General features: G+C 74.3%; 9 protein-coding genes and 1 tRNA gene. All 10 read left to right on the top strand.

Going from position 1 to position 13,590, the window contains the following annotated elements:
* Positions 1 to 74 precede the first annotated feature (74 nt).
* Positions 75 to 3,275 (top strand): dTMP kinase, encoded by a 3,201-nt coding sequence (gene tmk / locus ACZ42A_RS26320; RefSeq protein ID WP_468529720.1) that lies wholly within the window; start codon positions 75 to 77, stop codon positions 3,273 to 3,275.
* Positions 3,276 to 3,401: 126 nt separating this feature from the next.
* Positions 3,402 to 4,607 carry a DNA polymerase III subunit delta' gene (locus ACZ42A_RS26315; RefSeq protein WP_468529719.1) on the top strand — a complete coding sequence of 402 codons (1,206 nt, stop codon included), beginning with the start codon at positions 3,402 to 3,404 and terminating at the stop codon, positions 4,605 to 4,607.
* A gap of 138 nt (positions 4,608 to 4,745) precedes the next feature.
* Positions 4,746 to 6,347 carry an alpha/beta hydrolase gene (locus ACZ42A_RS26310; RefSeq protein ID WP_468529718.1) on the top strand — a complete coding sequence of 534 codons (1,602 nt, stop codon included), beginning with the start codon at positions 4,746 to 4,748 and terminating at the stop codon, positions 6,345 to 6,347.
* Between the two features lie 118 nt (positions 6,348 to 6,465).
* Positions 6,466 to 6,542: transfer RNA gene (locus ACZ42A_RS26305), tRNA-Thr, on the top strand.
* A 358-nt stretch (positions 6,543 to 6,900) separates the two neighbouring features.
* Positions 6,901 to 7,953, top strand: a complete 1,053-nt coding sequence (locus tag ACZ42A_RS26300; protein WP_468529717.1) for an AfsA-related hotdog domain-containing protein — start codon at positions 6,901 to 6,903, stop codon at positions 7,951 to 7,953.
* The gene (locus tag ACZ42A_RS26295) at positions 7,950 to 8,987 is read left to right on the top strand and encodes a ketoacyl-ACP synthase III family protein (RefSeq protein WP_468529716.1); all 1,038 of its coding nucleotides are present in this window, start codon (positions 7,950 to 7,952) and stop codon (positions 8,985 to 8,987) included. The genes ACZ42A_RS26300 and ACZ42A_RS26295 overlap by 4 nt, the downstream gene beginning before the upstream one ends.
* A 97-nt stretch (positions 8,988 to 9,084) precedes the next feature.
* Positions 9,085 to 10,896 (top strand): FAD-dependent monooxygenase, encoded by a 1,812-nt coding sequence (locus ACZ42A_RS26290; RefSeq protein WP_468529715.1) that lies wholly within the window; start codon positions 9,085 to 9,087, stop codon positions 10,894 to 10,896.
* On the top strand, positions 10,893 to 11,918 hold the full coding sequence (locus ACZ42A_RS26285) for a beta-ketoacyl-ACP synthase III (RefSeq protein WP_468529714.1): 1,026 nt from the start codon (positions 10,893 to 10,895) through the stop codon (positions 11,916 to 11,918). Before ACZ42A_RS26290 ends, ACZ42A_RS26285 begins: the two co-directional genes overlap by 4 nt.
* A 93-nt stretch (positions 11,919 to 12,011) precedes the next feature.
* Positions 12,012 to 12,269 carry an acyl carrier protein gene (locus tag ACZ42A_RS26280; protein ID WP_468529713.1) on the top strand — a complete coding sequence of 86 codons (258 nt, stop codon included), beginning with the start codon at positions 12,012 to 12,014 and terminating at the stop codon, positions 12,267 to 12,269.
* Positions 12,266 to 13,501, top strand: coding sequence for a beta-ketoacyl-[acyl-carrier-protein] synthase family protein (locus ACZ42A_RS26275; protein WP_468529712.1), 1,236 nt, complete (start codon positions 12,266 to 12,268; stop codon positions 13,499 to 13,501). Before ACZ42A_RS26280 ends, ACZ42A_RS26275 begins: the two co-directional genes overlap by 4 nt.
* Positions 13,502 to 13,590: the final 89 nt, after the last annotated feature.

Below are 13,590 nucleotides of genomic sequence, written 5' to 3'. Positions count from 1 at the left end.
CGTTCGAGTGCGGGGGCGTGCGGGCGTTCGGGCGCGCGCCCCGGAGTGTCGGCGGGGCCCGATAGGCTGAACGCATGACGCGAGCCGAGCAGCCAACGGCCCCTCACCCGGACCCCGACGACGCGCTGGTCGCGGACTCCCGCGAGCGTGCCGTCCGTTCCCTGTTGCGCCAGCCGCAGTTGAAACGGCTGTGGAGCGCACAGCTGGTGAGCGGGGTCGGCGATGTCCTCGCTCTTCTCGTGCTGGTCCTCCTGGTGCTCCAGGCGGCCATCGCCGAGGGCGCCTTCGGTGGCGGCTACCGGGGCGTGGCGTTCGCAGTGGCGACCGTTTTCGGGGCGCGGATCCTGGCCACCCTGCTCTTCGGCGCCGTCCTCCTCGGTCCGCTCACCTCGCTCACCTCCCAGGACGGCCCGCTCGACCGCCGCTGGACCATGGTCGGCGCGGACGGCGTCCGCGCGGCGCTGCTGATCGTGGCCCCGCTGTGGATCGACTGGACGCCGGGCGACGCGCTCGCCGTGCTCCTGGTCACCGTCTTCGTCACCGGTGTCGCCGAGCGGTTCTGGACGGTGTGCCGGGAGAGCGCCGCCCCCGCCCTGCTGCCCGCCCCGCCCCTGGAGGGCGCGACGGTCCGCCCGCTACCGGACCACATGGACGCCCTGCGCCGCCTGTCGCTGCGCACGAGCTTCGCGGCGATCCCCCTCGCGGCCGCCGCGCTCGTCGCCGCATCCCTGCTGAACAACCTCCTCGGCGCCGGCGTCGCCTGGTTCGCCCAGCACCAGGCGGCCCTCGGCTCGTATGTCGCGGCCGGCCTGTTCGCCGCGTCGCTGTCCGTGCTGACGTTCCTGGAGCTGCCCGCGGCCCGCACGCCGCGCGCGAGGTCGCCGCTGGAGGGGCTGCGCCGCCCGAAGACCGGCACCGGCGCCGACAAGGGCCGTACCGGCGCGATCCCGCTGCTGGTGCTCGCCTGCGCCGCTGTGGCGGGCGCGATCGCCGCCGCCGTCGCCGCGTCCGTGCTGCACGCCAAGGACCTGGGCGGCGGCCCGGTGACGTACGGCCTGCTGGTGCTCGCGCTGACCGGCGGCGTCGTCGCCGGCATCCGTACGGCGCCGAAGGCGCTGGTGTCGCTGTCGCGGCGCCGCATGCTGGCGCTGGCGATCGCCTTCACCGGCGTCGCGCTGCTGGCCGCCGGGCTGGTCCCGGACGTCACCACCGTGCTGCTGATCGTCGCCCTGGCCGGCGTCGGCGCGGGCGTGGCCGCCAACACCGGGCACGCGCTGCTCGACCAGGAGACCGAGGACTTCCGGCGCCCGCGCACCACCGAGCACCTGCACGCCGTCGTCCGCGTCTTCGTGGCGCTCGGCGCGCTGATCGCGCCTCTGGTGGCGGCACTGATCGGGCCGCACCGGCTGGAGAGCGGCAAGTTCGTCTTCGCGCACGGCGGCGCCGCGTTCACGCTGATGCTGGTCGGCGCGCTCCTGCTGCCGGTCGCCGCGCTGGTCCTGGCCAAGCTCGACGACCGCTCCGGAGTGCCGCTGCGGCACGACCTGCGCGACGCGGTGCTCGGCGGCGACGACCCGGTGCAGGCACCCGCCCCGACCGGCTTCTTCATCGCCCTGGAGGGCGGCGACGGCGCCGGGAAGTCCACCCAGGCCGAAGCGCTCGCCGAGTGGATCCGCGCCAAGGGCCACGAGGTCGTGGTGACCCGCGAGCCGGGCGCGACCCCGGTCGGCAAGCGGCTGCGGTCCATCCTGCTCGACGTGTCGAGCGCCGGACTGTCGCACCGCGCGGAGGCCCTGCTGTACGCCGCGGACCGCGCGGAGCACGTCGACACGGTGGTGCGGCCCGCGCTGGAGCGCGGCGCGGTCGTCATCTCCGACCGGTACATCGACTCGTCGGTGGCCTACCAGGGCGCGGGCCGCGACCTGTCCCCGACGGAGATCGCCCGGATCAACCGCTGGGCGACCGACGGGCTGGTCCCGCATCTGACCGTGCTGCTCGACGTCTCGCCGGAGGCTGCCCGCGAGCGGTTCACCGAGGCGCCGGACCGGCTGGAGTCCGAGCCCGCCGAGTTCCACGCGCGCGTGCGGTCCGGATTCCTGACCCTCGCCGCGTCCGACCCCGGCCGGTATCTCGTCGTGGACGCCGGGCAGGAGCCCGAGGCCGTCACCACCGTGATCCGGGCCCGGCTCGACCAGGTGCTGCCGCTGTCCCAGGCCGAGATCGAGGCCCGCGAGGAGGCCCGCCGCAAGGCCGAGGAGGAGGCCCGGCGCAAGGCGGAGGAAGAGGCCGCCCGCAAGGCCGAGGAGGAGCGCCTGGAGCGCGAGCGCCAGGAGCAGCTGGCCCGGCTGCGCGCCGAGGAGGAGGAGCGCAAGCGGCGCGAGCTGGAGGAGGCGCAGCGGCGCGAGGCCGAGCGGCAGGCGGAGGAGGCCCGGCTGCGGGCCGAGGAGGCGCGCCGCCGCGCCGAGGAGGAGCGGCAGCGGCTGCTCGCCGAGGAGAAGGCCCGCGCGGAGGAGGAGGCCCGGCGCAAGGCCGAAGAGGAGCGGCGCCGTCAGCAGGCCGAGGAGGAGGCCCGGCTGCGGGCCGAGGCCGAGGCACGCCGCCTGGAGAAGCAGCGCAAGGCGGAGGAGGCCCTGCTGCGGGCGGAGGAGGCCCGCCGGGCGGCCGAGCAGGCCACGGCCGCCGCACAGGCGGGCCCGAAGCCGGTCCGGCCCGAGGTCGCCACGCCGCCGTCGGAGGCGGTGACCGTGCCGACGCCGGTGGTGAAGCCGGACGGGAAGCCCGGGGGCGCGGACGACGCGACGACGGTGCTGCGGCCGGTGCAGGACGGCGACACCGGGCGGCGTGACCCCGACTCCGAGGTGACGGCCGAGCTGCCGCAGCCGCCGGCCTCGCAGGGCGTCCCGGGGGCGGCGGACGAGACGGCGGTGCTGCCGCAGGTGCCCGAGGCGGCCGACGAGACGGCCGTGCTGCCGCCGGTCGTGCCGGGGGCCGCGGACGAGACCGCGGTGCTGCCGCCCGTGCGGGCCGACGATCCGGCGGACCGGGTTCCGCAGGACTTCTTCCGCAAGGAGCCGGACGGGTCGGACGACCGTACGCGCGAGCTGCCGCAGGTCGAGGCTGAGGGCCCCGCTCCACGGCGGCCGCGGCCCGACTGGGCCGAGGAGACGCCGCTGGACGATCTGCCGACGCTGGCGGACGAGCTGCTGGCGCCGCGGGAGGACGAGTACGGGGACGAGGGGCGCCGGGGCGGCAGGGGCCGAGGTCGCGGTCGCTGAGCCTCGCTGCCCTGGTGCCCGGCGTCGCGGCCGGGCGGCCGTGGCCGACGCGCCCGGCGCTGTTGTCAGTGGTCGCCCCCACAATGGAAGGCGTACGCGGAGTGTGACGGAAGGGCACGGTGGCCCATGACGGTGTGGGATGACCTCGTCGGGCAGGAGAGGGTGAGCGAGCAGCTGGCGGCTGCCGCGCGGGACGCCGACGCCCTGGTCACCGCCGCCGGAGCCGACGCGCCGCCCCCGGCGGCGTCGAAGATGACGCACGCGTGGCTGTTCACCGGGCCGCCCGGCGCCGGCCGGACGCAGGCGGCGCGGGCGTTCGCGGCGGCGCTCCAGTGCGTGAGCCCCGACCGCGCGCTGGGCGGGGCGCCCGGGTGCGGCTTCTGCGACGGATGTCACACGGCCCTCGTCGGCACGCACGCCGACGTCAGCACCGTCGCCGCCGTCGGCACCCAGATCCTCGCCGACGACATGCGCGACACCGTACGGAAGTCGTTCACCTCGCCGGCGAACGGCCGCTGGCAGATCATCCTCGTCGAGGACGCCGAACGGCTGAACGAGAAGTCGGCCAACGCGGTCCTCAAGGCCGTGGAGGAGCCCGCCCCCCGCACGGTCTGGCTGCTGTGCGCGCCCTCCATCGAGGACGTCCTGCCGACGATCCGCTCCCGCTGCCGCCACCTGAACCTGAGCACGCCGTCCGTGGACGCCGTCGCCGACATGCTGATCCGCCGGGAGGGCATCGAGCCCGAGGTCGCCGCCGCGGCCGCGCGGGCCACCCAGGGGCATGTCGACCGGGCCCGGCGCCTGGCCACCGACCCGGCCGCGCGGGAGCGCCGCGCCGCCGTGCTGAGGCTGCCGCTGCGCGTCGCGGAGGTCGGCGGCGCGCTGAAGGCAGCGCAGGAGCTGGTGGACGCCGCCGCGGAGGACGCCAAGCAGCTCGCCGAGGAGACCGACACCAAGGAGACCGAGGAGCTGAAGGCGGCCCTCGGCGCGGCCCAGGGCGGCCGGCTGCCGCGCGGCACGGCGGGCGTGATCAAGGACCTGGAGGACAAGCAGAAACGCCGCCGCACCCGCACCCAGCGCGACAGCCTCGACCTCGCCCTGACCGACCTCACCGCCTTCTACCGCGACGTGCTCGCCCTCCAGCTCGGCTCCCGCATCGCCCTGGCCAACACCGACGCCGAGGACGCCCTGGAGCGGATCGCCCGCGACAGTTCTCCCGAGGCGACCCTGCGCCGGATCGAGGCGATCGCCGCCTGCCGGGACGCCCTGGACCGCAATGTGGCGCCGCTGCTCGCGGTCGAGGCGATGACGATGGCGCTGAGAGCGGGCTGAGCCGACGGCCCACCGGGGGAGGGGGAAGGGCGCGGGGACGGTTGACGGTGTACCTCATCCGTTGGACAACGACCACCCATCCGTGGCGCGCCCCGCACACACGGCGTCCGGACCGTCGCGCAGCGTTACGCTCGCGGAATGTACTCAAGGCGCCCCCACCGCAGGTCCAGGTTTCGCACCGGAGCCGTCTTCCTCGCCGCCACCGCGCTGGTCGTCTCCGCCTGCACCACCGGAAGTTCCACGAGTTCCGCCAGCTCGGCCGCCCGGGCGGCACAGGCCGGCGACGCCGCGCTGACCGCTCTGCCGCGCGCCACTCCGTCCGCCCTGGCGCCGTACTACGCGCAGAAGCTGAGCTGGCGCGCCTGCGGCGTCCCCGGCTTCCAGTGCGCCACGCTGCGCGCCCCGCTGGACTACGCCGCCCCCGGCAAGGGCGACATCCGCCTCGCGGTGGCCCGCAAGAAGGCCACCGGCCCGGGCAAGCGGCTGGGCTCGCTGCTGGTGAACCCGGGCGGGCCGGGCGGCTCGGCGATCGGCTACCTCCAGAGTTACGCGGCGATCGGCTACCCGGCGGACGTCCGCGCGCGGTACGACCTGGTCGCCGTGGACCCGCGTGGGGTGGCCCGCAGCGAGCCCGTGGAGTGTCTCGACGGGCGGGAGATGGACACCTACACGCAGACGGACATCACCCCCGACGACGCCCGGGAGACGGACGGGCTGGTCGACGCCTACCGGAAGTTCGCCGAGGGGTGCGGCGCGGACGCGCCGAAGCTGCTGCGGCACGTCTCCACCGTCGAGGCGGCGCGGGACATGGACCTCCTGCGGGAGGCGCTGGGCGACGAGCGGCTGACGTACGTGGGGGCGTCGTACGGCACCTTCCTCGGGGCGACGTACGCCGGGCTCTTCCCGGACCGGGTGGGCCGGCTGGTGCTGGACGGCGCGATGGACCCGTCGCTGCCCGCGCGCCGGCTGAACCTCGACCAGACGGCGGGCTTCGAGACCGCGTTCCAGGCGTTCGCGAAGGACTGCGTACGCCATGCCGACTGCCCGCTCGGCGGCCGGGGCACCACCTCGCAGCAGGCCGGCAGGAACCTCAAGGCGTTCTTCGACAAGCTGGACGCCCGGCCGATCCCCACCGGCGACGCGGACGGCCGCAGGCTCGTCGAGGCCCTGGCCACCACAGGGGTCATCGCCGCGATGTACGACGAGTCGGCCTGGCCGCAGCTGCGCGAGGCGCTGAACTCGGCGATGAAGGAGAACGACGGCGCGGGCCTGCTGGCCCTCTCCGACAGCTACTACGAGCGCGACGCGGACGGCGACTACTCCAACCTCATGTTCGCCAACGCCGCCGTGAACTGCCTCGACCTGCCGCCCTCCTTCCAGGGCCCCGACGACGTCCGCAAGGCGCTGCCCGCGTTCGAGAAGGCGTCCCCGGTGTTCGGCGAGGGCCTGGCGTGGGCCGCCCTGAACTGCACGTACTGGCCGGTCGCCCCCACCGGCGAACCGCACCGCATCGAGGCGAAGGGCGCCCAGCCCATCGTCGTCGTCGGCACCACCCGCGACCCCGCCACCCCCTACCGCTGGGCCCAGTCCCTCGCCGGCCAGCTCTCCTCCGGCCGCCTCCTCACCTACGACGGCGACGGCCACACCGCCTACGGCCGCGGCAGCGACTGCGTCGACCGCACGATCAACGCCTACCTGCTCCGCGGCACCCCGCCTGCGGACGGGAAGCGCTGCTCATAGCCACCCCATCGCCCTCCCCACCAGCTCCGGAGCCCCCTCCCCGGGGCTGGTACGAAGCACCCCCGGAAACTGTGTAGACTTACCGACGTCGCCGATCGCACCATAGTGCGGGCGACGCGCCGCTTTAGCTCAGATGGCCAGAGCAACGCACTCGTAATGCGTAGGTCTCGGGTTCGAATCCCGAAAGCGGCTCCACTGGAACCCCAGGTCACACTCGTGACCTGGGGTTTTCTGTTGCTCGGGACGTGCTGCGGCAGCCCCGATCGGCAGCCTTGATCGGCAGGCCTGTCGGCACGTCCGGGTCCGCGGCCCTTGTCGGCAGCTCTGGTCGGCAGGCCCAAGGGCCGGGTGCCTCGAAATCCGTGATCCGGCGACGGTGAATTCCCTCCGAGCCGCTTCGGCCATGGTCCGGCTTGAGCGGGGCGTGAGCCCGTGCCCGGAATGCTGGGTGCAGTGCGGTCCCTGGTTTCGCGGGGACGCCGTGGACTACTGGAGGGGGAGCGGTTCAATGGTTTCGTGGATTCCGCATGACTTTCCGGCAGCGGCGGGAGAATTGGGGTTCACGCGGACCGTCGACCGGAACACGCTGCACCGCTGGGCGCTGTCGGAGGTGTTCCTGACCGATGCCCGGCAGGTCGACGAGGCGGACTATGTGGCGGCCGCCCAGCTGCCCTCCGCGCACGCGTACTACGTGGAGCGCGCCTCCCGGCTCCCGGTGCCGGACCCGCTTCTGCTCCTGGAGTGCGCCCGCCAGGCGGAGACCTACGGGGGGCACGCGTTCTTCGGTGTGCCGGAGGACAGCAAGTTCCTGCTGCGCTCCTGGTCGATGTCGCTGCCGGGGCTGCTGACGGCCCCGGTCGGCGATCGTCCGGGGCAGCTGCTCATGTACGTGCGCACCGGTGACCGCCGGGGCGCCGCCGGTGACGTGCGACGTCTGACCTACCGCGTCGAACTGGTGATGGACCGGCACCGTCTGGGCCGGGTCAGCATCGATGTCGGCTACATCCCCGGCGCGGTGTACGAGACGGTGCGCTCGCAGGGCCGGTCCGCTCCGCTCACGCCGTTCGCGGACATCCCGTACGCCGCCACCCTCCTCGACCCCGCCGACGTGGGCCGGCGCGAGCCGACGAACGTGGTGCTCCGGGACGTGCGGGTCGGCCCGGACGGAGCGTGGGCGGACATCCGGGTGCCGGTCGAGAACCGCAGCATGTTCGATCACGCGCAGGACCATCTGCCGGGCATGGTGCTGATGGAGGCGGCCCGCCAGCTGGCTCTGTACACGTCGGCGGAACTGTTCGGCACGTCCGTGCCGCACACCACGCCGGTCGCCTTCGATTTCTCGTTCACCCGGTATGCCGAACTGGACGCGCCGACGACGGTACGCATTCTCAAGAGCGGGGATTCCGTGGTGCGGACGCCCGACGCCGGGGAAGGTGCCGAGGAATTCGCGGGCGCCGCCGAAGTGCGCGACTTTCAGGTGCGGTTCTCACAGGGCGGAATGGCGGTCGCGGCGGGACGTATGAGCATGGCGACGTCCGGAGTTCTGCGCGGTGGCCGGCGGAAAGCGGAGACGCCGGTCCGGCAGAAAGCGGAGGCGACGCGGTGAAGGCGCCCGACGATATTCGGGTCACGGCCGTCGAATGGCTTCCGGCGCACACGGCCAAAGCGGCGGACGCCGTGGCCGGCGGCCGCGTCACGCCGGACGAGGCCGAGGCGATCGGATACGACCAAGTACCCGTCTCCAAGGAGGAGTCGGCGCCCGAACTGGCCGTGCGGGCCGGCCGCCGCGCCCTGGCCGAGGCGGGCCTGGTGCCGCGGGCCGTGCGGGCCGTGCTGCACGCCTGGACGTACTACCAGGGGCACGACTTCTGGTCGCCGGCGCACTACGTGGCCCAGCACACCGGGGCCGTCGACGCGACCCCCATCGGCATCCAGCAGATGTGCAACGGCGGTGCTGCGGCCCTGGAGACCGCGCTGGCCCGGCAGCTGGGCATGCCCGGCCATGGTCCCGTCCTCATCACCACGGCGGACCGGTTCCGCGAGCCCGGCTTCGACCGCTGGGGCGGCGACTACGGGGTGTGGTACGGCGACAGCGGCACCGCCGCGGTGCTGGAACGCCGCCGCGACGCCTCCGGGCGCGGCCTCGCCCTGCGGGCCGTGCACACGCTCGCCGCACCGGACCTGGAGGTCGTGCATCGTGACGTGACCGCGTTCCAGGACGTGCCGCACGCCCGCGGCGCCACCGTCGACGTACGCCGGACCAAGAAGGCCTTTCTGACCGGCACCGGCAGGGAGCCGTTCGTACGGCGGCTGCGGGAGACCACGAGCCGGGTCGTCGCCACCGCGCTGCGCGAGGCGGGGCTCTCCGGCGAGGAACCCTCCCTGCGTGCGGTGCTGCTGCCCCGCCTGGGCCGGGCCACGGCCCGCGACATCTACGGCCCGGCGATCGCCGAGGTCACCTCCGCGCCCGCGGTCGACCTGGGCGCCGCCACCGGCCACCTCGGCGCCGGCGATCTCTTCGCCAATCTCGCCGCGCTGTCCGGCGCCGGGCCCTGGCGGCTGCGCCCCGGCGAGCACGCCGTCGTGCTCAGCGCGGGCGCCGGATTCACCTGGAGCGGCGTGGTCGTCCAGCGGCCGTGACCGTCCGAACCTCCCCCGTCCGGCGCCCGGATGGCGCTCGGCACCGGATCGGTACCGGTCGAGCACCGGTACCGCACTAGCGATGAAAGGCGTAAGGATGACGAATTCCACGCAGAAGCGCTCGGGCGCCAGGCGGCCGGTGCTGGTCGTGGGGGCCGGCCCGGTGGGCCTGGTGCTGGCGTCCGAACTCCTCAGTCAGGGGGTGCCGGTGCGCATCGTCGACGGCACCCCGCCCGGTTCCTCACTGCACTCCCGCGCCATCGTGGTCTGGCCCCGCAGCCTGGAGCTGCTCAGCCGGATCGGTGCCGCCGAGCCGCTGGCGGAGGCCGGAAACCGGCTCGACGCCGTCTCCTACTACTCGCAGAAGCGGCATCTGGGGTCCGTGGAGATGAGCCGTCTCACCGACACCCCCTTTCCGTTCGGACTCGTGATCCCCCAGGACCGTACGGAGGACGTGATCCGTGAGCGTCTGGTGAAGCTGGGCGGCCAGGTCGAGCAGGGCACGGTCACCGGGCTCGACAACTCCGGCCGGCGGCCCGTCGTCACCGTGCGGTGGCCGGGCGGGCGTACCGAGGAGATCGAGGCCGACTGGGTGGTGGGCGCGGACGGCGCGCACAGCGCCGTGCGCACGCTGGCCGGGATCGAGTTCCTCGGCAGCGGCGAGGACGTGCTGTTCGCCATCGGCGACGGTCCCATCGAAGGGGACCTGCACAACAACGAGTTGCTCTACTGCTACACGCGCGGCGGCGCCCTCGGGTTCGCGCCCTTCGGCAACGGTCAGTTCCGGCTCGCGGTCAGTGTCCCGGACTGGACCGAGCAGCACGCGCCGCCGCGGGAGCTGTTCCAGCGGGTCATGGACGAACGGGCGCCCCGCCCCGGCCTGATCGGCCCGCTCAAGTGGACGACCATCTTCCGGGCGCGTCGCCGGGTCGCCGAGACGCTTCGCGACGGGCGGGTCTTCCTCGCCGGCGACGCGGGGCACCTGTTCAGCGCCGCCGGCGCACAGGGCATGAACACCGGCATCCAGGACGCGGTGAACCTCGGCTGGAAGCTCGCGGGCGTGATCCGCGGGGTCTTCGAACCGGGCATTCTCGACACGTACGACACCGAGCGGCGCCTGGCCGCCGAGCGGGTCGTCCTCACCACCGCCAAGCAGACCAGCTGGGGCCTTTTCAACCGGCGCCGGGAGGTCGCCATACGCGACACCCTGGTGCGGGCAGCGCAGCGCACCGGCGTCCTGCAGCGCTTCGGCGCACCGCTCATGGCCCAGCACGACGTCACCTACCGGCCCGCGGAGTCCCTGTGGCAGACGCTGCCCGGGGTCACCCGCAGGGTCGGCGTCGGCGACCGGCTGCCCGTGTTCAGCCACCATGGCGGACCGGCGGAATCCCCCGCTCCGGGACAGGGCCGCTGGCCGGCCATCGACGCCCAGTCCCCCACGGTGCTGCTCTGGGCCGGGGAGCGGCAGGACGGCGCCTGGGTGCGGCAGCGTGACGCGCTGCGCCAGTCGCTCCCCGATACCTTCCCGGTGCGGGACATCTCGGGCTGGCCCGGGTTCGTCGCGCTGCTCGGCAAGGAGCCGAAGGCCGTCCTGGTCCGTCCCGACGGGCATGTCGCCGCCCTCACCGAGCCCGACCCGGCGGAGCTGCGCATAGCGCTGCGCCGCGCCCGCCTGGTCCTCACCGCCCTGCCGCGCACCGGCCGCGTGGGACGGGAGACCGTCACGGAGATGGGAGCCGAGGCTGCCCGGAGCGACGGTGCTCGGACCGACGGGCCCGCCGCGGGGTCCGGTGGAGGTTCCGTGGTTGGTGCCGGGTCGGGTTCCGCGGCCGGTGCTGGGACCGGGTCCGCGGCCCGTGCCGCCTCCGGTTCCGCGGCCGGTGGCGCGTCCGCCGAGGTCGTCTCGTGAACCGGGCGGCCGTCGTCTGCGGCCTCGGCGGCGCGCTGCCCGAGACCGTGGTCTCCAACGCGGACCTGGCCCGGGAACTCGCCACCTCGGACGAGTGGATCACCTCCCGTACCGGCATTCGGAACCGTCGCGTCATCGCCCCCGGCCAGGCCACCTCCGATCTGGCGGTGGCGGCGGGCCGCAGGGCACTGGAGTCCGCCGGCGCCGCGCCGGACGACGTGGATCTCGTCGTCCTCGCCACCAGCACCCCCGACCATCCGTGCCCGGCCACCGCGCCGGCGGTCGCGCAGCGCCTCGGCATGACGGGCATCGCCGCCTTCGACGTGGCAGCGGTGTGCGCGGGCTTCGTCTACGCCCTGTCGGCCGCCGCCGCCATGCTCACCGCCGGAACCGCAGGCAAGGCACTGGTCATCGGGGCCGACACCTTCTCCACCATCCTCAACCCCGCCGACCGCACCACGCGGGCCATCTTCGGCGACGGGGCCGGCGCCGTGGTGCTGCGGCTCGGCGACACCGCGGAGCCGGGCGCCCTGCTCGGGTTCGACCTGGGCAGCGACGGGGCCGGCGCCGACCTCATCACCGTGCGGGCCGGTGGCTCACGCCAGCGGTCGACGGGCGGGGACGCGTCCCCGGAGGACCACTGGTTCTCGATGCAGGGCCGTCCCGTCTTCACCGAGGCCGTCCTCAGCATGAGCAAGTCGGCGCGACAGCTGATCGACCGGATCGGCTGGTCCGACCGCGGCCCCGACCGGGTGGTGGCCCATCAGGCCAACGTGCGCATCCTGCGGGCGGTCGGTGAACAGCTCGGCCTGGCGGACGAGCAGATCGTGGTCAATCTCGACCAGGTCGGCAACACGGTCGCGGCCTCCATTCCGCTGGCCCTGGCCGACGCGCAGATCCAGGGGGCCCTCGTCCCCGGCCAGCGGGTGCTGCTCACCGGTTTCGGGGGCGGCCTCACCTGGGGCTCAGCAGCCCTGACCTGGCCCGCCCTGCGCCTCGCCCCCACACCCGCGCCCGTCTGAGCGCTGTCCCAGACGCCCCGTACGAACGTCCGAGCGCTGCCCCCACGGACGTCCCAGCCCTGTCCCACACGGACACCCGACGAAAGGATCACCATGACCACCCCCACGATCACCGAGCAGATCAAGGACCGTCTCGCGGCCATACTCAGCGAGAAGTTCGGGCTGCCGGAGGAGGAGACGCGCTCCGGCGCGACCTTCGAGCAGCTCGACATCGACTCGCTCATCACCGTCGAACTGGCCCTCATCCTCCGCAAGGAGATCGACGTGGTGATCGAGGAAGGCGAGCTCAAGTCCTCCTTCACCCTCGACGACGCCGCCGCCCTCATCGAGAGCAAGGGCCCCAAGCTGTGACGGACACCCGCCGCGGCGCCGATGTCTCGGTCACCGGGATCGGCCTGGTCACTCCGGCCGGCATCGGCGTGGAGGAGAACTGGGCCCGCGTCGTCGCGGGCAGCTCCGCAGCGGCCACCGACCTGGCACTGCAGGGCCTGCCCACGGACTTCTCGTGCCGGGTGCCCGGGTTCGACGCCGACGCGCTGCTCGGGCGGCGGCACGCCTGGAAGCTGGACCGCTTTGTCCAGCTCGCCGTGGTCGCCGCCCGTCAGGCGGTCGCCGACGCCGGGCTCGACCCGGCCCGGTGGGACGGCACGCGGGTCGGGGTGGTGCTCGGCAACTCGCTCGGCGGGACCACGACGTTCGAGAAGCAACACGACACGTACTACAACGGCGCACCCGACGAGGTCTCGCCGCTGATGATCCCCATGGGCATGGTCAACATGGTGGCCGGGTACGTCGCCATGGACCAGCGCGTGCACGGGCCCAGCCTGGTGACGGCCACGGCCTGCGCCTCGGGGGCGTCGGCCGTCGGGACCGCCCGCCAGTGGCTCGCGAGCGGGCTGTGCGACATCGTCCTGGCCGGAGGAACCGAGTCCGCGATCAGCCCGGCCACCGTCACGGGGCTGGCCCGGATGGGCGCACTCTCGGCCCGCAAGGACGACCCGGCCACCGCTTCCCGGCCGTTCGCCGCCGACCGGGACGGCTTCGTCCCCGGCGAGGGCGCCGCGGTCCTCGTCCTGGAACGGGAACGGGACGCCGCCGCCCGCGGCCGGTCGGCGTACGCCCGTGTCATCGGGTTCGGCGCCTCCTCGGACGCCTACCACGCGACCGCCCCCGACCCCGAGGGCGCCGGGCTCGCCCGGGCCGTGCGGACCGCGCTCGCCGACGCCGGCGTGGGCGCCGACGAGGTCGATCACGTCAACGCGCACGGCACCTCGACTCCCATGAACGACCTGACGGAGGCGCGCGCGCTGCGCACGGTCCTCGGCTCCCGGGCCGCGGTCACCTCGACCAAGGGCGTCACCGGCCACACCCTGGCCGCCGCCGGGGCCATCGAGGCCGCCTACACGGCGCTCGCGCTGAGCCGTGGCACGGTGCCGCCCACCGCCAACGTCCGTGATCTGGACCCCGCGATCGACGTGGACGTGGTCACCGGCGAGGCCCGCAAGGCCCCGCTGCGGGTGGCCATGAGCACCTCGCTCGGCTTCGGCGGCCACAACGCCGCCCTCGTGCTCGCCACGGCATGACCCCGAGGCCGACGGCGAGCACCCCGAGGCCGACGGCGAGCACCCAGAGGCCGAGGGCGGGCACCCCGAGGCCGAGGGCGAGCACCAGG

The organism is Streptomyces sp. NPDC030838 (genome assembly GCF_055572035.1).
The sequence above is the reverse complement of the archived record's forward strand: the minus strand, read 5'-3'. Positions and strand labels throughout refer to the sequence as shown.